The organism is bacterium, assembly GCA_026708015.1.
GTDB lineage: Bacteria > Actinomycetota > Acidimicrobiia > Acidimicrobiales > Bin134 > Poriferisocius.
The window spans coordinates 1-23565 of record JAPOVT010000042.1; the positions used below are offsets into that span (position 1 = coordinate 1).

22 protein-coding genes and 1 pseudogene are annotated in these 23565 nt (G+C 64.4%); 10 read left to right on the top strand and 13 right to left on the bottom strand.

All coding sequences use genetic code 11. The annotated features are described in order from the left end of the window. Positions 1-498: 498 nt before the first annotated feature. From OXG30_09105 to OXG30_09115, 3 genes are all read right to left on the bottom strand, one after another. On the bottom strand, positions 499-918 hold the full coding sequence (locus OXG30_09105) for a PIN domain-containing protein (protein MCY4135056.1): 420 nt from the start codon (positions 916-918) through the stop codon (positions 499-501). A gap of 14 nt (positions 919-932) precedes the next feature. Continuing rightward, a complete protein-coding gene (locus tag OXG30_09110; GenBank protein ID MCY4135057.1) occupies positions 933-1202 on the bottom strand; it encodes a type II toxin-antitoxin system prevent-host-death family antitoxin in 270 nt (89 codons plus the stop codon). Positions 1203-1536: 334 nt separating this feature from the next. Further along, the gene (locus OXG30_09115; GenBank protein ID MCY4135058.1) at positions 1537-3816 is read right to left on the bottom strand and encodes a xanthine dehydrogenase family protein molybdopterin-binding subunit; all 2280 of its coding nucleotides are present in this window, start codon (positions 3814-3816) and stop codon (positions 1537-1539) included. A gap of 57 nt (positions 3817-3873) precedes the next feature. Between OXG30_09115 and OXG30_09120 the strand changes: the two genes are divergently transcribed. Beyond that, positions 3874-4488 carry a cysteine hydrolase gene (locus OXG30_09120; protein MCY4135059.1) on the top strand — a complete coding sequence of 205 codons (615 nt, stop codon included), beginning with the start codon at positions 3874-3876 and terminating at the stop codon, positions 4486-4488. Between the two features lies 1 nt (position 4489). Here OXG30_09120 and OXG30_09125 read toward each other — a convergent pair whose 3' ends face one another. Together OXG30_09125 and OXG30_09130 are read right to left on the bottom strand one after the other, a co-directional pair. Further along, positions 4490-4909, bottom strand: coding sequence for a cytochrome c (locus tag OXG30_09125; GenBank protein ID MCY4135060.1), 420 nt, complete (start codon positions 4907-4909; stop codon positions 4490-4492). 194 nt (positions 4910-5103) lie between these two features. Next, a complete protein-coding gene (locus tag OXG30_09130; protein MCY4135061.1) occupies positions 5104-6045 on the bottom strand; it encodes an NAD(P)-dependent oxidoreductase in 942 nt (313 codons plus the stop codon). 200 nt (positions 6046-6245) lie between these two features. On the opposite strand from OXG30_09130, the pseudogene OXG30_09135 reads away from it, so the two are divergent. Next, positions 6246-6374, top strand: a pseudogene (locus OXG30_09135) (TauD/TfdA family dioxygenase). 17 nt (positions 6375-6391) lie between these two features. Here OXG30_09135 and OXG30_09140 read toward each other — a convergent pair. Together OXG30_09140 and OXG30_09145 are read right to left on the bottom strand one after the other, a co-directional pair. Continuing rightward, the gene (locus OXG30_09140) at positions 6392-6811 is read right to left on the bottom strand and encodes a PIN domain-containing protein (GenBank protein ID MCY4135062.1); all 420 of its coding nucleotides are present in this window, start codon (positions 6809-6811) and stop codon (positions 6392-6394) included. A gap of 14 nt (positions 6812-6825) precedes the next feature. Then, positions 6826-7155, bottom strand: coding sequence for a ribbon-helix-helix domain-containing protein (locus OXG30_09145; protein MCY4135063.1), 330 nt, complete (start codon positions 7153-7155; stop codon positions 6826-6828). A gap of 20 nt (positions 7156-7175) precedes the next feature. Here OXG30_09145 and OXG30_09150 point away from each other — a divergent pair, with 20 nt between their 5' ends. Together OXG30_09150 and OXG30_09155 are read left to right on the top strand one after the other, a co-directional pair. Continuing rightward, positions 7176-7952: an enoyl-CoA hydratase-related protein gene (locus OXG30_09150; protein MCY4135064.1), complete on the top strand. Its 777-nt coding sequence runs from the start codon at positions 7176-7178 to the stop codon at positions 7950-7952. 4 nt (positions 7953-7956) lie between these two features. Continuing rightward, complete coding sequence (locus OXG30_09155) at positions 7957-8394, top strand: SH3 domain-containing protein (GenBank protein ID MCY4135065.1); 438 nt, start codon at positions 7957-7959, stop codon at positions 8392-8394. 8 nt (positions 8395-8402) lie between these two features. Here OXG30_09155 and OXG30_09160 read toward each other — a convergent pair whose 3' ends face one another. Further along, entirely contained in the window at positions 8403-9593 is a 1191-nt protein-coding gene (locus tag OXG30_09160; protein MCY4135066.1) for an LLM class flavin-dependent oxidoreductase, read from the bottom strand. A gap of 67 nt (positions 9594-9660) precedes the next feature. Here OXG30_09160 and OXG30_09165 point away from each other — a divergent pair, with 67 nt between their 5' ends. Continuing rightward, complete coding sequence (locus OXG30_09165) at positions 9661-11196, top strand: acetyl-CoA acetyltransferase (protein ID MCY4135067.1); 1536 nt, start codon at positions 9661-9663, stop codon at positions 11194-11196. A 39-nt stretch (positions 11197-11235) separates the two neighbouring features. Here the strand turns inward: OXG30_09165 and OXG30_09170 are convergent, their stop codons facing one another. Together OXG30_09170 and msrA are read right to left on the bottom strand one after the other, a co-directional pair. Beyond that, positions 11236-12759, bottom strand: coding sequence for a Fic family protein (locus tag OXG30_09170; protein MCY4135068.1), 1524 nt, complete (start codon positions 12757-12759; stop codon positions 11236-11238). A 365-nt stretch (positions 12760-13124) separates the two neighbouring features. After that, entirely contained in the window at positions 13125-13778 is a 654-nt protein-coding gene (gene msrA / locus OXG30_09175) for a peptide-methionine (S)-S-oxide reductase MsrA (protein MCY4135069.1), read from the bottom strand. A 220-nt stretch (positions 13779-13998) separates the two neighbouring features. Between msrA and OXG30_09180 the strand changes: the two genes are divergently transcribed. The 3 genes from OXG30_09180 (at position 13999) to OXG30_09190 (ending at position 19098) form a co-directional block, all read left to right on the top strand. Beyond that, positions 13999-16629 (top strand): PPC domain-containing protein, encoded by a 2631-nt coding sequence (locus OXG30_09180; protein ID MCY4135070.1) that lies wholly within the window; start codon positions 13999-14001, stop codon positions 16627-16629. 163 nt (positions 16630-16792) lie between these two features. Then, positions 16793-18829 (top strand): elongation factor G, encoded by a 2037-nt coding sequence (gene fusA / locus OXG30_09185; GenBank protein MCY4135071.1) that lies wholly within the window; start codon positions 16793-16795, stop codon positions 18827-18829. A gap of 17 nt (positions 18830-18846) precedes the next feature. Next, positions 18847-19098 (top strand): hypothetical protein, encoded by a 252-nt coding sequence (locus OXG30_09190; GenBank protein MCY4135072.1) that lies wholly within the window; start codon positions 18847-18849, stop codon positions 19096-19098. Here the strand turns inward: OXG30_09190 and OXG30_09195 are convergent. Next, on the bottom strand, positions 19095-20063 hold the full coding sequence (locus OXG30_09195) for an NAD(P)-binding domain-containing protein (GenBank protein ID MCY4135073.1): 969 nt from the start codon (positions 20061-20063) through the stop codon (positions 19095-19097). The genes OXG30_09190 and OXG30_09195 overlap by 4 nt on opposite strands. Before the next feature lie 77 nt (positions 20064-20140). On the opposite strand from OXG30_09195, the gene OXG30_09200 reads away from it, so the two are divergent. Together OXG30_09200 and OXG30_09205 are read left to right on the top strand one after the other, a co-directional pair. After that, the gene (locus OXG30_09200; protein MCY4135074.1) at positions 20141-21388 is read left to right on the top strand and encodes a cytochrome P450; all 1248 of its coding nucleotides are present in this window, start codon (positions 20141-20143) and stop codon (positions 21386-21388) included. Positions 21389-21424: 36 nt separating this feature from the next. Continuing rightward, complete coding sequence (locus OXG30_09205) at positions 21425-22195, top strand: SDR family oxidoreductase (protein MCY4135075.1); 771 nt, start codon at positions 21425-21427, stop codon at positions 22193-22195. 17 nt (positions 22196-22212) lie between these two features. Here OXG30_09205 and OXG30_09210 read toward each other — a convergent pair whose 3' ends face one another. Beyond that, entirely contained in the window at positions 22213-23034 is an 822-nt protein-coding gene (locus OXG30_09210; GenBank protein ID MCY4135076.1) for a TauD/TfdA family dioxygenase, read from the bottom strand. A 7-nt stretch (positions 23035-23041) separates the two neighbouring features. Beyond that, positions 23042-23536: a MarR family transcriptional regulator gene (locus tag OXG30_09215; GenBank protein ID MCY4135077.1), complete on the bottom strand. Its 495-nt coding sequence runs from the start codon at positions 23534-23536 to the stop codon at positions 23042-23044. Positions 23537-23565: the final 29 nt, after the last annotated feature.

Below are 23565 nucleotides of genomic sequence, written 5' to 3' on the forward strand. Positions count from 1 at the left end.
GGCGAATTGAGCCCAAGGGCATCGGCGCCCGCGAGATTCACAGCACCGGATCGGCAAGCAGTCCACCAAAGGCCCGATACAGCTAGCCGCAAAGAGCGGGGCGCCGGTACCGTCGGCGTGAGCACGAGAGCTTCTAGGCCGGAGAGGACCCGAAGCCGAGGCAGGAGATGGCCCAAGCCATAACCAGAGCGAGCACGCCGCCTCCGGTGCGGTCGGAGCCCAAGATGAGGCTCCCGTAGCCGCTCAGCGTCTACCAGACCGAGGTCGCCGGCGTGGCCGCGGCCGAGGGTCTCGGTGTCCGCGGCCCCGCCGCTCCAAGAAAGCCGGGACAACACAACGACCGGTGGATACCCACCTATCCGCTCGGCCCCTTAATCAGAAATTTTCAGCCTCGCTAATCGCAACTTTTCAATATCTTCTTCCAGGAACCACTGATGCCAGCGAACATGGAAGTGTTCGTGGCCATAGAGCACCAGAGCGGAACGGGCTGGCCGGACCTCAAATGGAGTGCAGGCGCAAACGTCCTGTTCGATTCGCCCAGGTGATGATGCGCTTATCCAATGTGGCCAGCGGCCAGTCGCGGTCGATGGCTGTAGCTGCGATGACGCGGTCCATCGGATCACTGTGGAAATCAGTGTCTCCCAGTTCCACCGAGGCAATGAGCACTTCCGCGGTCGGTGATACATCAATGAGACCTCGCGCCAGCAACCGCTGTCGCGCCTCCCGCGTAGACCAAGAGGACGACACGCTGTTCATGGGATCCCGCCGGGCATGCTCTAGTTCCCAGAATGTCACCGACGACACGGCTGCCGAGCCTTCTCTGATGGTCGCATCCAACGCTTCCAGCTTCGCCGCGCCAAGCTTTGCTGTATTCCGAGAAGCGACCCAGATCAGGACATGGGTGTCGAGGAGAATCACAGGCAGACTCGGCTCTAAACAGCCGTCGTCCGGTCGGCGGCGAACTGTGCCCACTCCCCCTCGCTATACGGGGAATACTCCGGGTCGTCCATCAGCCCCCGCCATTCCGGAGCGCATCCCAGGATCCCCTGCGGTTTCTCGTTCGTGGGGATGATGTGGACAATGGGGTGCCCGTGGCTGGTCACAGTCAGGGGCTCGCCGGTCTCTGCGACTTCCTTGAGCAGTCCCAGACTCCGGTTCTTGAACTCGGTAGCGGCAATACGCCGGGTGGGCGCTGGATCCATATGCCTACTGTATCCTGCCCGAAGAAGAAATGGCCAAATACTGGCCGTACAATGGCCACATCTCTCCAACAGCGCCCTGGTGTCGTTGCCGCCTGCGAACACAAGCTACGTGAACTCCATCGGTGGGCGCGACGGATCGGCCAGAATGGCCGGTTTTCAAAGTCAGCGACCGGCCGATGGAGGTGTTCAGCATGGCGCGGCGTTTGGATGGGGGCGAGCGCGCCCGTATCGAGGTGCTGTCCAGTGAAGGGCTCGACGACGCCGAGAGAGCCGGGCGGTTGGGCAGGGACCGGGCGACGATCTGGAGGGAGCGCCGCCGCTGCGGGGTCGGCGCTCATATTGAGGGCCACGCAATAGCGGGTGCGGGGTCGCCCACTGTCTGGATCGCGTGCCATACCCGCTCGGGGGTGAGCGGTAGGTCGATGTGGCGGATGCCGAGGTCGCTGAGGGAGTCGATCACCGCGTTCTGCACCGCGGGGGTGGCACCGATGGTGGCCGCCTCGCCGATGCCCTTCACACCTAGGGGGTTGAGATGGGTGGGAGTGATGGTGTTGTCCACGGTGAAGTCGCAGAACTCGGCCGCCGAGGGCATGGCATAGTCGGCCAAGCCGGTGGTGAGCGGATTGCCGTGGTCGTCGTACACCACGTGCTCGTACAGCGCTTGGCCGATGCCCGAGGCCACCCCGCCGTGCTGCTGGCCGGCCACGATCAGCGGATTCAGCAGGTTGCCGGCATCGTCAACTGCCACAAATCGCCGCAACGCGACCATGCCGGTCTCGGTGTCCACCTCTACTACGCAGATGTGGGTGCCGAAGGGGAAGGTGGCGCCATCGGTGGTGTGGTCGAGCTCGACCCGCAGCGGCTCGTCGGCTGCCGCGACGACCTGCTCCCAGCTGACTGTGGCCGAGGGCACACCGGCCACTCCCAAGCGACCCTCGTCGGTGACCATGATGTCGTGGGCGCTGGCCTCCAGTAGCTCCGCGGCCCGCTGCCGGGCGATGTCCAGCACCTCCATGGAAGCAGCATGGATGGCGCTGCCCCCAAGCTGGGCGCTGCGCGAGCCACCGGTGCCGCTGCCCCGGGCCACCAGGGCGGTGTCGGACTGCACGAAAGCGATGCGGTCCAAGTCGATGCCCAGCCGGTCGGCCACGATCATGGTGAACGCCGTCTCGTGGCCCTGACCGTGAGAGGAGGTTCCCACCGACACCGTGGCCGAGCCGTCGGGGTGGACCTCCACTACCGCGTGTTCTTCCTGTCCGGTGGGCGCGGTCACCTCCACGTAGCTCGACAGTCCGATGCCCAGCCTTCGGGGGTCGCCAGCTGCTCGACGGGCGGCTTGTTCGACCCGCAGATCTTCATAGCCGACCAGTTCGCAGGCCCGGTCCAGGGCCTTCTCGTAGTCGCCAGTGTCGTAGGCCCCGCCGGTGGGGGTCACCAGCGGGAAATCCTCGGGCGCCAAGAAGTTGCGGCGGCGGAACTCCACCGGGTCGATGCCCAGCTCGGCCGCGGCCAGGTCGGCCATGCGCTCGATGGTGAGAGTGGCCTGGGGCCGGCCCGCCCCCCGGAATGCCCCCAGGGGTGCCCGGTTGGTGGCGGCCAACCCGAAGTCGAACTGCACCTGCTCGATGCCGTAGACACCGGTCGCCATGACCCGAGTGATGGTGGGAAGGATGCCGCCTAACCCGGGGACAGCCCCGGCATCCACCAGCACCACAACTTCCAGCGACACCATGCGGCCGTCGTCGGTCACTCCCAGCCGGACGTAATGCACCTGATCGCGAGCCTGCATGGAGATGAGGTTCTCCGCCCGGGTCTCGGTCCACACCACCGGGCGGCCCAGCTGCCGGGCGGCCGCGGCCACCGCCACGTGCTCGACCCGCCATCCGCCTTTAGCCCCAAAGCCGCCGCCCACCCAAGGGGCGATCACCCGGACCTCATCGAGGTCCAATCCCAACGACTCGGCGATGCCCCCTCGGGTGGGGTGGGCCCCCTGGGTGGAAACCCACAGGGTGAGCTGCTCCCCGGTGGGATCAGCGAGCACGGCGTCGGTTTCCATCGGCACCACCGCCATCCGATTGTGAACGATGCGGGCGGTAACGATCCGGTCCGCCCTGTCGTGCAGGTCTTCCACCGGATCGAAGGCCCGGAACATCGCGTCCGAACCCCGTTCGGGATAGAGCACCGCGGCACCATTGGCCACCGCGGCCTCGGCGTCCATCGACACCGGGAGCGGCTCATAGTCGACCATGATCTCGTCGGCTGCGTCTTGGGCTGCGGCCAGGCTCTCGGCCACCACCATGGCCACCGGCTCGCCCACAAAGCGGACCCGATCACTGGCCAACGGACCGCGCACGAAGTGGGGATCGAGCGGGAACCGGGGCTTCACCTGCTCAACCCCGATGGTGACCGCCGTATACACCCCAGCCACACCAGGCCGCTCGGCCGCGGCTCCAATGTCGATGCCGGTGATCTCCCCATGGGCCACCGGGGAACGCACGAAGTGGGCCTGGAGCAGCCCGTCGGGCCGCAAATCCCCGGTGAAGCGGCCCTCTCCGGTCAGGAGAGTCCCGTCCTCCCGACGGATGACTTCGGTCCCCAAGATCGATCCAGCCATAGGGTGGTCATTATGGATGACGCATTGTCAGAACCCGGAATAGGAGAGTGAATTGGCATGGAATTGCGCGAGGCCATTGATCCGGCGACCACGGCGTTGGTGCTTCAGGAGTGTCAGAACGGGGTGATCGGGGAGTTGTCGGCACTGCCCGCGCTGGCTGAAGCCGCCAAGGAGGGGCTGATCCCCAACGTAGCCGCGTTGGCGACCGCGGCCCGCAGTGCGGGCGTGCGGGTAGTCCATTGCACCGCACAGCATCGATCCGACGGGTGGGGCGGCAACCGCAATGCCCGGCTGTTCCGGGCTATGCCCAAGATGCCGGTGCAGCTACATGTCGGTACGGCCGCAGTGGAAGTGGTGCCCGAGATCGGGGTGGCCGACGCCGATATCGTGCTGCCCCGTCACCACGGTCTGTCTCCGTTCGAGGGCACCGAACTCGACTCGCTGCTGCGCAACGAGGACATCCGCACCATTGTGGCCGTGGGTGTCTCAGTGAACGTGGCCATCATCAATCTGACCTTCGACGCGGTCAACGCCGGCTACGTGGTGGTAATCCCCCGCGATGCCGTGGCCGGCACCCCGCCCGACTACGTCGACGCCGTGTTCGAGCACACCCTCGGCATCATCGCCACCATCACCACCACCAACGACGTGGTCGCCGCCTGGGCAAACTAAGTCAGCCCAAACCACCCCGGACGTAGGTCACTACCGCGGCGATCTCGGCATCAGTCAACTTGGAGCCGAACTCGGGCATCTCGCCGAGGCCATCCCGAACCACATCCTCCATTGCCTCGGACGAGGAGTATTTCTTTATGACTTTGCCGGGGCGGATGTCGGGGCCGACGATGCCGCTGCCGTCGGCACCGTGGCAGCCTACGCAGCGCATCAAGTACGCGCTCTTGCCAGTGGATAACGACTCAACCGTCTGAGGCTCACGTGGACCTTGGGATCCCGCGGTTTCAGAAACCTCTGGACAAGGCACTTCAATGCCGCCCTGGGCCTCATCTACACAAGTGGAGGCCGGAGGCGAGTCGCTGCGTGCTTGCGAGTCGGTCCCTCCGCTACAAGCCGCCAGCACGAGCAGGCCGCCCACCATTAGAGCGCCGAATGCTCTCCCCCGTTGGGAGCCGGACAGGGTCAAGCTCCCACCGGGGCGTTCTCCCGCATCCAGGTCCACGCCTCGTGGGGTTCGTGCTGGAACCAGAACCCGTCCATGAAGTTGACCCCGTCGAGGGTGGGGTGATTGGGCATAGCTCTCCCTAATGCTCGTGCTAGCGGATTAGTGGTCCGTCAACCCTCGCCCATGAGCCGGGCGATCATCCTGGCGCCCTGCTCAGGGTCCCAGGCCGCCACCATGTCGTCAATCCCATCCTGCCACGACATTGTGCACTCACCGGTCATGGAGATGCGCTTTGCGCTGTCGTAGGCCCGGCTATGGGTGCCCACCGGGAAGTACTGGAAATCGGGCTCCACTCCGACTTGAGCTCCCATTCGGCGGCACATGTCCTCAATGCTCACGTTCTCATCGCCGCCCCAGTTGACGATGGTGGCCGGCACGGTGGCCCCTTCCAAGAAGGCCTCGGCGTGGGCGCACATGTCCTTCTCGTGGACCGGGGAGAACATGTTGGGCTCCGAGTCCTTTAGGGGCACCGGCATGCCGTTGGTCATCATGGCCAACAAGATGGCGGGCAGTCCCCCGTTTTGGCCGTAGGCCACGTTGATGCGCCCGATCACGGTGGGCAGGTCATAGAGGCGGCACATGGTTCGGGCCACCGCCTCGGCGGCCATCTTCGTCACCCCGTAGGTCTCCGAATAGGGCTGTTCGCTGTCGCCCAGCGGATCGCCCTCGGCGTAGACGTAGGTGTGGTCGGTGTTGTTCTTGTAGGCCGCGGCGGTGGACGCGTGCAGAAAGCCCTTGGCATTGCGGCAGTGAGCCATCAGCAGTCCGGTGGCCTCGGCGTTCTGGGTGAGGGCGAAATCGTAGTCAGGGCTGGCCGCCATGAACGCGGCCATATGGATCACATAGTCGAAGTCATCGGGCAGCCCGTTCAGGTCGCCGGAGGCCAGGTCGGCTTTATGGGGAGTGGCGCCGGCCTCCTCCACCTGCTCCTTCGACCCCGGCTGGCTGAACCGGGCCAGCCCCCAAACCTCGTTGTTCTGGGCGAAGTGTCGGGTCATGGGCAGAGCGATCTGCCCGGCGGTCCCGGTTATGAGAATCTTCTGGCCTTCCACGGTGGTTCCTCCTCGACAGTTGCTCACCCTGTACTAGCACGGTGAGTTCGCAGGGTTGACATGATAGGGATAGAGACATGATTCGCACCGAGCCCATCGATGCCCCCCCTGGGTGCGATGGCATCAGGCTGGAACCCGGGCGCGCCGCTGAGCGATAACGACCTGGCCGCTTTGCGCCACGCGCTGGCCGACCCGAGCGCACCTACTCCCACCGTTGGCAACAAGGCAACGTGGTGATCTTCGACACCGTCGGCACGGTCCACCGCCGGGAAATGCCCCACAGTTCCGGCCCCCGCTCCCTGCGCCAGCTGTCCATCAAGTACCCCTGACCGCCGGAAGACGGGCGTCACCCCCAAGGCAACGTGAAGCCCCGCTCGTCAAAATGGGTGTCAAATGCCAGAGCGTGGGCAATGCCCCGGCTGCGCATGAGCTCGAACGACGTCCAATCCACCAGCGACACACGCCGTCTGTCGGCAGCCAACATGGCTGCGAACGCCCTGTCGTGAAGCTCCTCGTCCACCCACACGATATGGAGCAATCTCAGAATTCGGTCGTTGAGCTGGCGCACCGAGGCCATACCCAAGCGGCGCTGCACCAAAGACACCGCCTCCGACACCACTCCAGAGTGGGTGATAGCTGCGATTTCGCCTGCCTTTATACCGTCGAGCAGCCGATGCCAATGCGCCGTAGCCTCAATGTGAAGAGGGTCGCTGTCGTTCAACAGGGGAAGCTGAGCTGACGAATCCACAAAAACGAAAACTGCCATATACTTCAGTTATTTTAGAGATGTTCCCGCCCTTTTAAAATATCCTCATAGTATATATCTGCAAGGTGCTCGTCATGGTTAACACCCAGGTCGGTATATCCCGAGGAAACAGGAGTGATGTTCCGAGCCTGCTCTACCCGCTGGATGAGGTCGTCCCGCTCAAAGTAGGCCTCGAGTGCTTGGCGGAGAATCTCGGCCTGTGAAATACCCTTGATTGCCGACTGGGCTCGCAGGCGTTCAGCCTGTTCCTCGGTCAGCGAGATCTGCGTCCGGATCATTTCCCATGATAACACTTTTATAGAAAATGATGTAAAAGGATTGGTCTGACCTCCGGGCGGCACCACAACGCCCCTAATCTGACGCCATGCCCGACACCGTGCTCTATGAGCTATCCGGCCATGTGGCAACCATCACCCTCAACCGCCCTGACGCCCTCAACGCCATCAACGGCGAACTGCGCCAGCACTTGAACGCAGCCTGGAACCGGTTTCGGGGCGACGACGAGGCCTGGGTGGCCATCATCACCGGAGCGGGCCGGGCGTTCTGCGCCGGGGCCGATATGCGAGACGGCGAGGGATCGGTAGGCGTGTTTGAGGGCACGTTCTGGGAGAAGCCCACCATCAACTCCTTCGAGTCGGGCTTGGAGCTGTTCAAACCGACCATCGCCGCGGTGAATGGCCACTGCCTGGGCTACGGACTCACCGGGGCGCTGGCTTGCGACTTCCTCATCGCCAGCGACCAGGCCACCTTCGGCTATCCCGAGGTGCGCCTGGGCGTGCCCACCATCGTCGGGGCCATTCGGCTGCCTCGCAGAGTGGAGTGGGCCGACGCCATGGAATTGCTGTTGACCGGCGAGCGAGTAGATGCCGAGCGGGCCCGGGAAATGGGACTGGTTTGGCGAGTGGTGCCCCACGACAACTTGATGGAAGAGGCCCAGACCTTGGCCGACCGGCTCGTCGCCTCGGCACCGCTGGCGGTCCGGGCCACCAAAGAGGTGGCTGCCCGCACCCGCACCATGTCGTGGGTGGAGGCGGTGCGCTTCGGCGAGACCATGCGGATAGTGGCCGCAGCCACCGAGGATGCCGCCGAGGGCACCTCCGCCTGGGCCGAGGGGCGTCCCCCCGACTGGCAGGCCCGCTAGCCAGATGGGCGTACGGGCGATTGTCTTTTGTGTGGCGGTGGCCGGTTTGGCCTTCGTGGCCCTATCACTGGCCGGCATCGTGTCCACTTGGGGACTCGATTGGGTGACCATTGAGTCAGAAGAGACTGATCCCGAGTCCACCCCCACCCCCACAGCCACCGAAGCGCCTCTGCCCGAGCCTGTCGAGGTGGTGGTCGAATTGGAGATCGACCCCCGCTATCCCCCTGACACCCTGTGGACCGTGTTCGATGTGCCCTCCGCCCTCAACGTGAGAGCCGGCCCCAGCACCGCTCATCAGGTCTTGGGCACTGCCAACCTGGGGTCCACCGTCACCCTCACCGGCCAAGTGGTGGAGTCCCCCACCAGCGGCACCTGGGTCCAGGTCCGCGCCAACACCGTCACCGGCTGGGTCTTTGCCGCCTATTTGACACCTGAGGTCTAAAACCGAACTCAGGAAGTGCCCAGTGACTCCACCACGGGGATCTCGTCGTCGGCCAACGGCGCCATCGGGGTGCGGCGGGCGAGGGCGGCCTCGATGTGGGGGGCGAGGCGTTCGGCTTTGGCCGCCTCCCGCTCGTCTTCCCCCTCCTTCAGGGCGGGCATGACCTCTTTGGCAAACATCTCCAGCGACTGGCAGATCTGGTCGTGGCGGTTGCGGCCCGACTGCTGGATGAACATCACCTGGTCCACGCCGACATCGGCATAGCCCTTCAACTGCCGGGTGACCTGGTCGGGCGTTCCGATCCCCAGCGTCTCTCCCAGTCCCTCAAACGACTCCCGGGATTCTTGAAAGTTGTCCCACACGTTTGTTCGGCCCGGCTGGTGTCGGCCGATCACGTAATAGTGCAATAGGCCGTGGCCGAAGAACTGGAATCCCTCTAGGCCCCGGCGCTCAGCCTCTTCCTGGTCGGCGTGCATCGACAAGCCCACCACCATGGCGATATTTGCGTTCACGGTGTGTCCGATGGGCACGCACTCCTCGCGAAGTATCCGGTAGTAGTCATCCACCCAGTGAGCGGCCTCGTCGGGATCCACGAAGGCGAAGGTGAGCGCTCCCATGCCCATCCGGGCGGCCAATTTGATGGTCTCCCGATTTGAGCACGCCACCCACAGCGGCGGGTGGGGTTTCTGCGCCGGCTTGGGCACCACGTTGCGGCACGGCATGGAGAAGTACTCGCCCTCATACCCCGGGTAGGGCTCCATGACCATCATGTTGCAGCACTGCTCGGTGGCCTCGGCCCACGCCGGGCGTTTGTCGGCGTGCTCGATATTGAACCCGCCCAACTCCACCGCGGCCGACGACTCGCCGGTGCCGAAGTCCACCCGGCCGTTGGATATGAGGTCGAGGGTGGCGATGCGCTCGGCCACCCGAGCCGGATGGTTGTACTTGGGTGGCATCTGCACGATGCCGTGCCCCAGCCTGATCCGCTCGGTGCGCTGGCTGGCCGCGGCCAAGAACACCTCCGGTGCCGACGAGTGCGAGTACTCCTCCAAGAAGTGGTGTTCCACCTCCCAGGCGTAGTCATACCCCAGCCGGTCGGCTAGCTCTACCTGCTCGAGGGCCTCGTGCAGAAGTCGCTGCTCATCCCCCTCCTGCCAAGGCCGCGGCAGCTGGTGCTCATAGAAGACTCCGAATTTCACCCTCCAGAGCCTACGCAGCTTTGCTCCGATCAGCGGATCGCGAGGGAATCTGTTTAGCATCGCCGCGATGAGCAGCGACCGGGCACCGGTATTGGTGGGTGTAGCCCAGTACGTGGGGCGAGAGACCGACCCGACAACCGCCCCCGACCCGGTAACCATGCTGGCCGACGTGGCCACTCGAGCCGCCTACGACTCCGGCGTTGGCCAATCCGTGTTCGCCCAGGTGGACACCTACTTGCAGATACCCCTGGCCTATTGGACTCCATTGAACGGCGCCGCGCTTGTCGCCGAGCGGCTGGGTATCGATGGGCAAGCCCAAGTGCAACACACGGGGGGTGGTGGTGAGATCGGCGTACTGGCCGCCAACCATCTGGCCGCGGAGATCATGGCCGGTCGAACCGAAGTGGCGGTTATGACCGGCGGGCAGATCTGGAAGACGCACGAGCGGGCCAAAGCGGCCGGGGTGGAGTTGGACTGGCCCACTGGCGGCGATCCAACCGGCGCCGACGAGCAGTTCGCTCCGGTCGCCAAGCCAATGGTGTCGGAGATCGAGGAGCGCCATGGCCTCACCCGCCCCATCCAGGCTTACCCCCTATTCGAGAACGCCCTTCGGGCCGCCCAGGGGTTGACGCTGGCCGAGCACGCTCAGCGCCTAGGCGAGATGATGACCGAGTTCACCGCGGTGGCCGCGGCCAACCCCTATGCCTGGTTTCCCACCGAGCGGAGCGCCGAAGAGCTCGCCACTCCCACGCCCGAGAATCGCATGATCGGCTTTCCCTACACCAAGTACCTCAACGCGGTGCTGAACACCGATCAAGCCGGAGCGTACGTGATGACTTCGGTGGCCAAAGCACGGGAGCTGGGAATCCCCGAGGATCGCTGGGTGTACTGGTGGGGCGGCCACAATGCCGCCGAGGAGGCCTGGTTCGCCAGCACCCGTCCCAACTTCGCCGAGTGCCCGTCGATGAAGGACTCGTCGGTTGGTGCGCTCGACCAGGCCGGCGTCGGTGTGGACGACATCGCCCTGTTCGACTTCTACTCCTGCTTTCCCATAGCGGTGCGGATGGCCTGTGCCATGCTGGGCATCGACGAGCTTGACCCCCGTCCTTTCACTGTCACCGGGGGACTGCCCTACGCCGGTGGTCCGGGCTCGGCCTACAACATGAACTCGATTGCGACCATGGTTGAGCAGTTGCGCGAAGACGACCGTTCGATCGGCATGGTCACCGGCAATGGCTTCTTCATGACCAAACATGCCGCCGCGGTGCTATCAGCTCGGCCCAAGCAAGGGAGCTGGGACCGGCCCGATAGGCCGCCTCCCTCATCAGCAATGGAAACCGCTCCCGCTGTCCCTGACGATTCGGCCAGCGGGCCGGGCCGCATCGAGGCCTACACCGTCATGCACGACCGCGACGGCCAGCCGTCTATGGGCTATATCTGCGGTCGCCTCGACGGCAACGGATCCGAGGGCCGTCGCTTCCTGGCCAACACCCCTGAAGACCCCGACCTGCTCCGCGACCTGTTGGCATCCGAAGCCGTGGGCCGCACTGGCGACATTCGCTACGACGACGCCACCGGCCGCTGCATCTTCACCCCACCCTGAGCAATTCGCTCTACCGCCTGAAATCGACTTGCTGCGCCCTCAGGGCAGTGTGAGCTTGATCCCACTGATGGTGGCGTCGTCGGGGTCCCGAAGAGCGTTGGTGGCCTCTAACTGGCCCTCAGTGGCAGCCCGGTCCTCCCAGGGCATGGCCGATGTCCACCGCCAAGCGAAACCCATGACCCTCATGAGTGCCGATACGTCCGCCCCCTCGGAGGTCGACGTGCGTCGCAATCCGGCGATGTACTCGCCGCGGAAAACGTTCGGCACGAGAATGCGAGCTGCATCAACCGCCGACAACTCGGCGTTCATCATCACCCTCGCCACCCTCCCGTTTCCGTCGGCAAAGGGGTGGACTTCGGTCACCACCGCCATCACAAACAATGCCCGGCGAAAACCGGCGGGCACCGAATGGGCCAATTCGAATCCCCGGAGCAGTGTGCCCTCCACGAACATGGGATCGACGAACACGTAGGTTCCCACCTGGTTGGGGGCCTGTTTCCACTGCCCCGGCCTCATCTCTGGGCGGCCCTCGAGAATCATCTTGTGGCGGTCGCAGAGATAGCCCACCAAGTTCTGAGGGTCATCCGACACGGCCTTGCGTCCCACTGCATCGACAACACACCGGTAGGTGCCCAAGATGTCATGGCCGTCGGCAGGACGGGTTGCCGGTGGCTGCTGCGTCTCTATGATGCGACGCGCCTCTTCTACCGTAAACACTGTGCCTTCGATGAAGTTGGAGAAATAGCTCTCAAAGAACGGCAGTTCCCCGCTGCCCGGTGGGTCCGGCAGGAATTCCGGCACATCAGGGTCGGCGTGTTCTGTCAATCCACCGGCCAGCCGTTTGAACATCTCGACTCGCCGTTCATCCCAGCCCTTGCTGAAAACAACAGCCTGAAAGAACTCTCCAGAGCCGAGGCGCAACGGCTCAACGCCTTCCAACCGCTCAAACAATCCCTCGATCTCGGCAATTTGATCGGAGCCGCCGATTGCCTCAACCAGTTCGACCGCTTCGTCGCGCAGCCGAGTCATTCGGCTCCTGTCCCAGTTCACCGCCTTGCGAGCCAGCCAGTCCTCTAGTTCCGCCAGCGACAGCGTCCGGGCGGCTCGACCTCCCCTGCTCCGCGTCGGCGCCAAATTGTCCACCAGGGTGCGGGCTGGTCGAGACATGCGCAATCCATGTGGCCACGGCAAATCGTCAGCGAACTCAGCACCTAGACCCGGGGGGCGAATCCGAACTTCCAGTCCGGGCAGCGTCAGAGGGGTTCGGCGTCCTTCGGTAGCCACATATAGAACACCGTCGACCACTTTGCCGTCTTCTGCCGCGGAGCGGTCCACGATCACAGCTCCCGGGAGCATACGACCCAGGATGTACCAAAGATTCTCCACCACGATGTGGGGCGGATCGCTGATGAGGTCGGCGGTGTACAGCCGGGGGGCCAAACGGCGAATGCGCCCCTCGGCCACCGCTCGCCCCAGAGTTGGAGCCGAGGTAACGCCTTCATCGTCATCGAAGAACACGGTTCGTGGCCCAGTCGGCCAGTAGGAGGGTGCTGCTCGTGCCACGCAGCAACTCTATTGCCGGTGTGCCACTTTATCCAACAAATTTTTTCGCAATAAGTGCTTATCTCAGGGATTTTTCTTTGATAGCTGCTAATCCATATTAAAAAAATACGCAATTAGGATGACTTCGGCGTACTAGATCTGATTCTGAGGCAACCGCCCGGTGAAGGGGGCGCAACATCTTCACCCCGGCCTGAGGCGACCAAGAAACGAGCGAGCAAATTCAAACGCGGTGATCAGAGAAGATGGCACGTCGTCCGACTTCCTCAGACTCGTCTTTCCACTGTAGGAATTCGCCTTCGCTCGTCACGCAGCCGAGCGTATGTGCGGGAAGGTGTGGGGACCTGCTGATTAAGCAGGACAGATCCTCAGTCGGTGGCTATGCCCACGGGGCAGGTGACGCCGGTGCCGCCGAGGCCGCAGTAGCCGTTGGGGACCTTGGCCAGGTACTGCTGGTGGTAGTCCTCGGCGTAGTAGAAGGACGGGGCGGCGATGATCTCGGTTGTGATCTCCCCGTAGCCGGCGTCGGCCAGCCGGGCGCCGAACCGCTCCCGTGACGCCTCAGCGGCCACCTTTTGGTCGTCGTCGAAGTAGTAGACGCCGGATCGGTACTGGGTGCCCACGTCGTTGCCCTGGCGCATTCCCTGGGTGGGGTCGTGGTTCTCCCAGAACAGGGCCAACATCTGCTCGTAGCTGGTGGTCCCTGGGTCGAACACGGCCAGAACTACTTCGTTATGGCCGGTAAGGCCGCTGCACACTTCCTGATAGGAGGGATTGGGGGTGAATCCCGCCGCGTATCCCACCGTGGTGGTGAACACGCCGGGCGCTTGCCAAAACACCCGCTCTGCACCCCAGAAGCAGCCCATACCCACCATGATCTGCTGCATCTGGTCGGGGAACGGCGGCTTCAGCGGGTTGCCGTTCACGAAGTGGGCCTCCGGCACCGGCATCTCGATGTCCCGACCCGGCAGCACATCAATCGGGTCTACCATCATCGTCTTCTTCATCCCGAACAAGGCCATGAGGCCAGTGTAGAGGCCAATGGCGGCAACCCCATCGGGGTACGGCTCGACATCAGGCCGCTCGGGTTCAAATCCACCGGGTGGTTCAGGTCGTCTCGCCGGTTCTTCGCTGCTTATTCTTGCCACCGCGTCTCAAACCAAGAGCGCTTTCGATGGCGAATGGCCGATAGGGAGAACCAAGGTGAAGCAAGAATTGGCGAAAATACGAGTGGTAGCGGCGATGGGAGTGGTCGTTGCCATGCTGGCCGGGGCGCTGGCATTTGTCGGGGCTGGAGCTGCTTCAGCCCAAGAGCCAGTCCTGGTCAGCGAAGAGGCGACCACCCAGGAAGAGGCGAGCTGCGAGACCATCGATCTGGGCCTGCTGGACAGCACCCCGGGCAGCGAGCTGACGGCGAGCGGGCGCTGGAGTACCGAAGACTGCGATTCGCGTTTCCGAAGCAACAGCGATGCCCACACCTACCGGTTCGAGATCTCGGCGACCGGTCGAATCAAGGTCGATGTGATGTCGCCCGATACCGATTCATACCTCTACCTGCTCGATGGGGAGGGCAACCGGATTGCCGAGAATGATGACGGCGGCGTAGGACGCCTCGATGCTCGCATCGAAATGGAGCTTCAGGCCGGCGTCTACCTGTTCGAGGCCACCACCACCGCAGACCGCGCCCGGGGACCGGCAGACTTCGAGGTCGTGGTCACCCGAGTCGCCACCTGCGATCCGGAACCCCTCGGCTCGCTTGCGCCCGGCCAAGAACTCACAGCGGCGGGCTTTTGGACACCCGATTCGTGCCAGTCGATCTTCCTGACCGGGCACCCCTCCCACTATTTTGTGTTCACCCTGCCCGAAGGCGCCAGGGTGCGCGTCGATCTCACGTCAGAGATTGGCGACCCCGTGCTCATCGTCGCGCCGATCGCCGCTCTGCGGTCGGTGGTCCCGGGCCGGGTCGCCCACAACGATGACAGCGGCGGCACCCGAAACTCTCGCATCGAGCAATACCTCCCGCCTGATACCTACGGAATCGAGGCGACGACCTACCGCGAAAGGGACCTTCAGGGTCCTCGGGTCGATTTCACCCTCACCGTCACCATTGTGGAGGAGGAGGCGAGTCAAAGCCGCCCCTTGCTGAAGATCGAAGAGGTCGACATTCCCAGCGAAGTCGTGGCTGGTGATCCCATCCCAATCAACTTCCGCGTCGGCAACCTCGGAGGCGACGAGATTCCCGACCCTGAAAGCTATACCTTTGTGTACGCGGTCGGCGCCTATCCACGAGTGTTCAATCTCTCAGGAGATTTGCTCTTTGTTGATCACTGGCCAGCCGGCGTCGCCTACCACACCAATGAAAGGACAGCGAGCGCAACAAGCATGTCTGCTCCGACGATAAGCGCACTCTCGTTGACGTTGCACAGGCCCGGTCCAGGATGGGTTTTTGTCGGAGTCGTCTCAGAAGACAGCAACGAGGACGAATTCGGCTTTCATGGCGCTTGGCACGACCTCATGGTGTTGAGTGCTCCGATCTACGACCCAGTCGACGTACAAGTTGACGATGAGATCTACACCGTTTCAGCAGCATCTGACAGCGAAGGAGTGGTGACTACCACGGTGACTTCTGTCGACGATCCCGAAGTCGAGGTCGATCCCGAAGTCGAGGTCGATCCCGAAGCAGAGACGGAAGCCGACCCGGCTGAAGAGGCCGACCCAGAGGCAGAGATTGATCCGGCCACCCGGGCCAAGGCCATCTACACGGCCGGAGTGCGCACCCAGATGCTTGACGGCATCTTCGACCGGCCGGAGATTACCGCTCTCCCGCAAGCCGCGGAGCCGAATCCGGTCACCGTGCCGAGCCCCCAATCGGACGCACTCCTCAAGACCGCGGCCGGTCGGTTTGCGGTCGCAGTCAATGAGTCGGGCCTGCTAGAGGTGCTGGCCAACGGAGAGGCGATCAGCCCGATTGCCGTGGAGAACCTGGTTCTCAGCACCGCCGAGCGTGTTTCGGAGACCTATGCCTCGCTGTCTGCCTCCTGGCAATCGCGCCTCGATCACATCGGCGGCAGCGGGGCGTTGTCGTTCGCCGATGCACTTGCCGTTCATTCCGAGCTGGCCTATGCCGAGAGCATCCTCTCGCCAGCGTTTGTGCCCAGCACGATTGTCACTGCGGCCCGCGCTGCCGAGCAAGGCTGGGACGATCCCGAAGTACAGTTGATGCTAGCCGGCCAGCCAACCTGCAACGACAGCCCTACGGCTTTGCGGGACGCCTATGAGGCTGCCGGCGTCGAGAATGTCGACGAGCTGATCGCGCTCGACACGGAGATGCGGGCGGCCTCGCCGGTCTATGGGCTGCTCATCGACGGCACCTTGTGTGCGGCTGCCGCAACCGACGCAACCAACCTCCGCTTCTTGGACCGGCTGGAGCTCGACGACAGCCAACCGCTTCTCGAGTTGTTTGCGCCTGACGAGCCCGCTGAGCCCGAGGAAGAACCCGAGCACGATCCGCCGATCAGCCTGCGGGTCATGGCCCGACTGGGCGAAGACGGGCGCATCGAGCATGGGGTGGAGCTGGCCAGCGGCTTCCAGATTCTGCCCGAGCGGCGCTACCTGCCCTCCGACACCCAAGTTGGCATGTGGTACTCCACCCTGGACGTGGAGCTAGGGGGCACTTCGATCGGACAGACCCGCGCCCGCCGCTTGGCCGACGGACGGGTCGAACTTGGCTTCCGCGACTTCGAGGGCGACAACTTGGTCCCCGATATCGCCTACCTGCCCGCCGAGCTAGACGAGGGCGTCTGGTACCGCAGCAGCCTGATCGAGGTCCAAAGGCCCCCAGAACCCGCAGAGGACGAAGAAGAACCCGCGTGACCGCTCGCCTGCCCTGCTGTACATCGCCTTCGTCCGCAGCCAACTGGGCCATGCCGAGGGCTGACTTCCGACAACCGGCGCTCTCCATGGGACTTGGCGGCGGGTCGGGAAGTAGGCTCAGCGGCTACCGCGGAATGAACCCAGAACCCGGAGGGGGAAGTTGATGGCTGTCGCACCGGAGAAGATTCGCAACGTCGCGCTGGTGGGGTCGCAAGGATCGGGAAAGACCACGCTGGCTGAAGCGCTGCTGTATCGGGCGGGCGTCATCGACCGCACGGGTCGGGTGGAAGACGGATCCACCGTGTGCGACTTCAGCCCCGAGGAGAAGAACGCCACCCACAGCCAGTCACTGGCGCTGGCCAGCTTCGAGTGGCACGGCCACAAGATCAACCTGCTCGACACCCCCGGCGCTCCCGATTATGCCGGCGAGCTCCACGCCTCCCTCCAGGTGGCCGACCTATTGGTGTTCGTGATCGATGCGTCCAGCGGGGTGGACCACCGGGCCACCTCTATCTGGCATCAAGCGGCCGACGCCGGCCTCCCCCGTATCGTGTTCGTGAACAAGCTCGACCGGGAGCACGCCAGCTTCGAAAGCGTCCTCACCGAGTTGCAAGACGCGTTCGGCGCCGGCGTCGCCCCTCTGGAGCTGCCCATCGGCACCGGCCCGGAGTTCCATGGGATTGCCGATCTCCTCACCGACAAGGCCTACATCTACGACAGCGGTTCCGCGGAGGAATCCCAGATCCCCGCCGAGATGGAAGATCAGGAGGCCGAGGTCCGGGAGAAGCTGGTCGAGGGAATTGTGGTGGCCGACGACGACATGCTGGAGCAGTACTTGGACGGCAATGTCCCCAGCCCGTCCGAGCTTGAGGTAGTGCTCGGGCGGGGTGTGGCCGACGGTTCGGTTTTCCCCGTGGTGTGCGGTTCGGCCACCGGACCCATCGCCGTCGACCGCCTGGCCAACTTCTTGGTGGAGATCGGTCCTCCCCCCAACTCTCGCGCCATGACCGTCACCATGAGCGACATCGACACCGAGCCGGCCTGCGATCCTGAGGGCGACCAGCTCGCCTGCGTGTTCAAGACCATCAGCGACGACTATGTGGGCCAGATCTCGCTTTTCCGAGTGCTCTCGGGCACCATCCGTCGAGACGACAACCTCACCAACTCCACCACCGGCAACGGTGAGCGGCTCCGGGGGCTGGTCAACCTGGTGGGCGGAACGCAAGAAGACATCGACGTCATCTCCGCAGGCGACATCGGAGGAGTGACCAAGCTCCAGCAGACCCGTACCGGCGACACCCTGACCAACGCCGGACGGGCGGTAGTGCAACTCGAACCGTGGCCCGAGCCGGTGCTGGCCTACGGGATACTGCCCAAGACCCGGGCCGCAGAGGACAAGCTGGGCACCGGCTTGAGGCGGCTCACCGACGAAGACCCGTCTCTGCAACTGGAGCGCAGCGAGGAAACCCGCCAGACCCTGTTGTGGGGCTTGGGCGAAGCCCACCTGCGTCTGGCCATAGCCCGCCTGGATCGCATGGGCATCGAGGTGGAGACCGAGGACTTGCGGGTCCCTTACCGCCAGACCGTCACCGGCAACGGGGACGCCGAGGGCAAGCACAAGAAGCAGTCCGGTGGCCACGGCCAATTCGGGGTGGCCTACGTGCGCATCGAGCCGCTTCCCAGAGGCAGCGGCTTCGAGTTCGTAGATGCCATCAGCGGAGGCGCGATTCCCCGGTCGTACATCCCCGCGGTAGAGGCGGGAATCCGCGACGCCATGGCCGACGGCGGGGAGTTGAGCTTCCCCATAGTGGACGTCAAGGCCACGGTTTACGACGGCAAGCACCACTCGGTTGACTCATCGGAGTTCAGCTTCAACATGGCTGGAAAGCTGGCGTTCAGCGCCGCATTCGCCCAGGCCAACCCGGTGGTGCTGGAGCCCATGGCTCGAGTGGAGATCACTGTGGCCCCCGAATACCAGGGCGACGTGATGGGCGATCTGTCGTCCCGCCGGGGTCAGGTGCAGGGCACCGACGCCGGGCCGTGGGGCGAGCAGGTCATCCACGCCATCGTCCCCGAGGCGGAGTTGGTGCGCTATGCCATCGAACTCCGATCGCTCACCGGCGGCCGGGCCCGATTCAAGTCAGAGCGGGTGGCCTATGAAATTCTCAGCGGTGCCCTCCCCGAAGCAGCCACGGCCTAGGGCGGTAGGCAAAAGAGATGCCCGAGCCGGAAGAAACCGAGGATCTGGAGTTCCAGTGGTCTGATCCCCGGGACTACCAGCCGCCAGATGGGGTGATCCGCAAAGTCGCCGGCTCCGCGGGCGGCTCCGCTTTGGGGGCGGCCATGGTTGCGCTGGGCGAGATCTTGGAGCCGGAGAAGACTCGGGTGGAGATCCAGCAGGAAGACGATGAGCCCGAGCCGGACATGCCCTTCACCATCGACTTCGGCGACCTGCCCCCGCTTTCTTAGCTGGCGCTCGGTCCCAACTTGGCCCGCAGGTCGGCCTCCACCGCCTTCATCAGCTCTCCGGCGTGCTGGTCGCGCAGCTCGGCCAAGTTAGGCGCACCGGCGGCCGCCTCGGCGTCCCACTCGTCGGCGAAACGGCCCGAGGTGATGTCCTCGATCAGCTCACGCATGGTTGTAGCCACGTCTACGTGATCAAACCGGCCCCGCCGGGAGAGCTGGCCGTATTGGCTGGCCGGGGAGTGGTGATCGAGTTGGGCCACGAAGCCGATCTCCCGCAGCAGCCGATAGTTGCGCTCCACCTCCCCGGAATAGAACAGCTCCGTGGTGATGGCCTCCAGCGGGATGCCCAGCTCCAGCAGGACCAGCACAAAATTGGTGTTCACATGGGTGAGAACCGGAGACAGCAGCTGCTCCACCGCCAAGTCGAGCACCGCCTCTTGATAGGGGGTCATGGCTATGGCCCCCTGCCGCAGGCCGCCAATGGCCCGGGCCACGGCCAGCATCCGGGCCTGAGCGGTGCCGGTGACATCGCGGTGTACGCCCACCGCGGTGATGAAGCCAACCCCCTCCTCGTAGCAGCGCCGCACCTCGGGTCCCAACATCCGGGGAGCGACCATAGCGATGTCACCGTCAGGGTTGAACCGGTCGAAGGCCAGGGTGTAGCCGCTGGCCACGATGGTGAGTGCTTCCGGTCTCGGAGACAGTCCCAGACCGGGAATGGAGTCGTCGGGAATCAGCACGCAGATGACGTCGGCCGACGAGGCATCGGCGATGTCTCCGGCTTCGAATCCATCGGCGATGGCCTGCTCCCTGGTTTCATCGGCCCGCACATGCACTGAGACCGCCAAGCCTGAGTCCCGCAGATTGAGCGCCCACGGCCTTCCCTGGTTGCCGTAGCCAACCACCGCCACTTGCTGGCCGTTTAGTACAGCAAGATCAGCGTCTCGCTCGTAGAAGAAGTCGGTCATGACCTCACTCTCCCAGAAAGACCCGCGATCAGCCGAGGCGAACTGATGCCCCCTCCATGCTTGTGCCAGTATTTGCCATGACCACTCCGGCGGCTTCCACTGTTCCATTGGAGGCTCAGACGGTGATCGATCCTGAAGTCTGGGCCAATCCCTACCCGTTCTTCAAGCGACTTCGCCGGGAGCACCCGGTGTGGCTGGTGCCGGGCCTCGACATGGCCTTCGTGGCCACCCATGACCTCATTGTGGACGCCCTGCGCCGGATCGACGACTTCTCCAACCACCTCGACGTGTTGGTGGCCACCGGCGAAGACGGCAGCCCCATTCTGTTCCGCACCGACGAGTTCGGGGAGGGCACCACCACCCTGGCCACCGCCGACCCGCCCGAGCACACCATGCATCGCAGCGTGGTGTTCCCCGAGCTGGTGGCTCGCCGCATGGAGGCCATGCGGCCCGAGATCGAGGCCTTCATCGACGAGCAGTTCGCGGCCGCCCGTTCGCAGGGCAACAGAGTGGAGTGGGCCAACACCGTGGCTCATCCCGTTCCCGCCCGGGTCATCGGGCGGTTGATCGGGCTGCCCGACGAGGACTGGCCCGATGTTATGAAGTGGGCTCTCCACGGTGGCCAGCTGTTGGCCGGCTTCCACACCCGGGAGACCATGAACGCCATCTCCCAAGAAAACTCCGGTGCGAGCCGCTTCTTGTACGCCAAGCTCGCCGAGGCCTGCGACAACCCGGGCGACGACCTTATGGGGGTGTGCGCCAAGGCGATGGCCAACGACGACATAAGCAGGGGAGAAGCCATCGGCACCCTCACGGTGCTTCTCGGCGCCGGCGGCGAGTCCACCGCGTCGCTCATCGGAAACGCGGTGCGGATGTTGGCCGATGATCCAAGTCTCCAAGAACAAATCCGCGCCGACCACGGACTCATCGACAACTTCATCGAGGAGGCTGTGCGGCTGGAGTCGCCGTTCCGGGGCCACTACCGCCAGGTCAAGCGCGATTGCGAGCTGGGAGGCGTGAGCCTCAAGGCCGGCACCACCGCGTTCTTGCTGTGGTCGTCGGCCAACCGCGACCCTGCCGAGCACGACCGGCCCGACGAGGTGGTGCTGGACCGCCGCCTCCCCCGCAGCCACCTGGCCTTCGGCCGGGGCATCCACCACTGCGTGGGTGCATCGCTGGCTCGACTGGAGACCTACTGCTCGCTCCAGCGGCTCCTGGAGGACACCAGTTGGTTCGGTTTGGCCGCCGATGACCCGCCTCAATGGGAGAAGAGCATGTTCGTCCGTCGCCACGAACATCTCCCCTTGGACGTGGCCTGGAACTAGTCCACCACACGGCACTCAGCCCTAGGGTTGCGGGCTATGAGTGATTTCTCTGGCCGGACTGGCGGGGCGCTGGTCACGGGGGGCAGCGGCGGCATCGGCGCGGCCATCTCCGTGATGCTGGCCCAGCGGGGCAGTCCGGTGGCATTCACCTACCGGTCCAATGCAGAGGCCGCCGAGGAGGTGGCCGACGAGGTGCGATCTGCTGGTGTGGATGTCCACATTGGAAATCCCGCGCTGGAGGACGCCGACGCAATGAGGGAGTTCGCCGAGGAAGCTGCCGAGCGGCTGGGTGGATTGCACACCGTGGTAAGCGCAGCCGGGCCCCACGTGCCCCAGATGTACATATCGCAGACCGACCCCGACCTGTTCGCCAATCAGATTGAGGCCGATGTGATCGGGGCTTTCAACCTGACGGTGGCTGCGCTCCCCCGTCTGCGACCCTCGGGGGGCAGCATCGTGTATGTGACCACCGCGGCCACCACCGTCTTCCCCAAACGCGACGCCCTGTCGTCGATACCCAAGGGGGCGGTGGAGTCGCTTATGCGGGCGGTGGCCGTCGAAGAGGGCCGCTTCGGGATCAGGGCCAATTGCGTGGGGCCGGGCATGCTGGAAGACGGCATGGCCGCCCGGCTCATAGCCGACGGCGATTTGAACGATCGGGCTTTGGAGGTGGCCCGCACCAATATCCCCCTCGGCCGCTTCGGCAAGGCGGTGGACATCGCCGAGGCCGCATGTTTTCTAGCCTCCGACGCCGCCAACTACATCAGCGGCCAAAAGCTCGACATCGACGGCGCGTTCACCATCTGACTTGGCCCGCCTGGCGGCTAGTCCCACTCCTCCACCGTGACCCGGTGCATGAGGCGGCGCTCGGTGTAGTCGGGAACGGCGAAGTGCTGCACGGCCCGGTTGTCCCAAAAGGCAATGGAATCCGCGGCCCAGCGGAAGCGGCACTGGAATTCGGGCGAGCGCACATGGTTCAACAAGAACGGCAGCAGCACTTCGCTCTCGGCCTCAGTCACCCCGACGAGGCGGGTGGTGAAGTTGCTGTTTACGAACAGGGCCCGCCGCCCGGTTTCGGGATGGACCCGCACCACCGGGCGAACCAGTTCCGGGTACTCGGCTTGCATCATGTCCAAGTGCTCCTTGGCCAGACCCTCGTCGATGGCCCGAGAGAGGGTGTAAGTCAGGTCGTGGGCCGCCTCCAGCCCATCGACCAACACCCGCATCGGCTCTGACAGCTGCTCGTAGGCCTTGTACATGTTGGCGAAACAGGTGTCGCCGCCGATGTCGGGCATCTCCACCGCCCGGAGGACGGAGCCCAGCGGCGGGTTGGGCATGTAGGTGTTGTCGCTGTGCCAGCGGGCGGCCAATCCTCCCACCGGGGCGATCTGGTCGAGCACGGTGATGGCCGGATGGGAATCCAGCTTGGGGCCGAACGGGGCCACGTTGATGGGGCCGAACCGCTGGGCAAAGGCCAGGTGCTGATCGGGGGTGATGGGCTGGTCCCGAAAGAACACCACCAGGTGATCGAGCAGAGCCTGGCGGATGGCGGCCACCGTGTCGTCGTCGAGCTCTTGGCGGAGGTCCACTCCGTGAATCTCGGCCCCGATGTCGGAGGTCAGCGGGCGAATTTCCAAGGCAGCCATAACGGCGTTATTCGGCGAAGTCTCCAGCGTCTCGGCGCAGTGTGCGAATGGCGTCGTCCAGCGCTCCCAGGGTATCGGCCGACAAACCAGCCAGGCCGAACTCAATGTCGGCCAGAGCATCGGCCGCTTTGGCCACCACTCGGCGCCCCTCATCGGTGATCTCGGCCAAGACGGTGCGGCGGTCCTCGGAGTGGGGCACCCTACGAACCAGCCCGTCTCGCTCCAAACGGTCGATGGCGTTGGTGACGCTGGTGGGGTGGACCATCAGCCGGTTGCCCATCTTGCCCAAGGGCAGCGAGCCGCGCCGGGAAAAGTGGAGCAGGGCCAGCGCCTCGAACCGGGAGAATGTCAATTCGAGCGGGGCCAGGGCCTCGTTTATTCGTCCGATTACCAGTTGGTGGGCGCGGGTAATCGAAGTAGCCGCCGACATGGCGTCGACGGCCCGCCACTCGTTGGCCTCCCAGTTGTGCCGGGCTTCGCCGATGGGGTCGAATGGAAGCATCCAATCGTCACTCTAGGTGACGATTGTCT

What these genes read in the sequence shown, in the direction of transcription:
- OXG30_09110 (MCY4135057.1), bottom strand. Translation starts at nt 1,202, where the DNA reads ATGGATCCAGCGCCCACCCGGCGTATTGCCGCTACCGAGTTCAAGAAC.
- OXG30_09115 (MCY4135058.1), bottom strand. Translation starts at nt 3,816, where the DNA reads ATGGCTGGATCGATCTTGGGGACCGAAGTCATCCGTCGGGAGGACGGG.
- OXG30_09120 (MCY4135059.1), top strand. Translation starts at nt 3,874, where the DNA reads ATGGAATTGCGCGAGGCCATTGATCCGGCGACCACGGCGTTGGTGCTT.
- OXG30_09125 (MCY4135060.1), bottom strand. Translation starts at nt 4,909, where the DNA reads ATGGTGGGCGGCCTGCTCGTGCTGGCGGCTTGTAGCGGAGGGACCGAC.
- OXG30_09140 (MCY4135062.1), bottom strand. Translation starts at nt 6,811, where the DNA reads ATGGCAGTTTTCGTTTTTGTGGATTCGTCAGCTCAGCTTCCCCTGTTG.
- OXG30_09150 (MCY4135064.1), top strand. Translation starts at nt 7,176, where the DNA reads ATGCCCGACACCGTGCTCTATGAGCTATCCGGCCATGTGGCAACCATC.
- OXG30_09155 (MCY4135065.1), top strand. Translation starts at nt 7,957, where the DNA reads ATGGGCGTACGGGCGATTGTCTTTTGTGTGGCGGTGGCCGGTTTGGCC.
- OXG30_09165 (MCY4135067.1), top strand. Translation starts at nt 9,661, where the DNA reads ATGAGCAGCGACCGGGCACCGGTATTGGTGGGTGTAGCCCAGTACGTG.
- msrA (MCY4135069.1), bottom strand. Translation starts at nt 13,778, where the DNA reads ATGGCCTTGTTCGGGATGAAGAAGACGATGATGGTAGACCCGATTGAT.
- OXG30_09180 (MCY4135070.1), top strand. Translation starts at nt 13,999, where the DNA reads ATGGGAGTGGTCGTTGCCATGCTGGCCGGGGCGCTGGCATTTGTCGGG.
- fusA (MCY4135071.1), top strand. Translation starts at nt 16,793, where the DNA reads ATGGCTGTCGCACCGGAGAAGATTCGCAACGTCGCGCTGGTGGGGTCG.
- OXG30_09190 (MCY4135072.1), top strand. Translation starts at nt 18,847, where the DNA reads ATGCCCGAGCCGGAAGAAACCGAGGATCTGGAGTTCCAGTGGTCTGAT.
- OXG30_09195 (MCY4135073.1), bottom strand. Translation starts at nt 20,063, where the DNA reads ATGACCGACTTCTTCTACGAGCGAGACGCTGATCTTGCTGTACTAAAC.
- OXG30_09200 (MCY4135074.1), top strand. Translation starts at nt 20,141, where the DNA reads ATGACCACTCCGGCGGCTTCCACTGTTCCATTGGAGGCTCAGACGGTG.
- OXG30_09205 (MCY4135075.1), top strand. Translation starts at nt 21,425, where the DNA reads ATGAGTGATTTCTCTGGCCGGACTGGCGGGGCGCTGGTCACGGGGGGC.
- OXG30_09210 (MCY4135076.1), bottom strand. Translation starts at nt 23,034, where the DNA reads ATGGCTGCCTTGGAAATTCGCCCGCTGACCTCCGACATCGGGGCCGAG.
- OXG30_09215 (MCY4135077.1), bottom strand. Translation starts at nt 23,536, where the DNA reads ATGCTTCCATTCGACCCCATCGGCGAAGCCCGGCACAACTGGGAGGCC.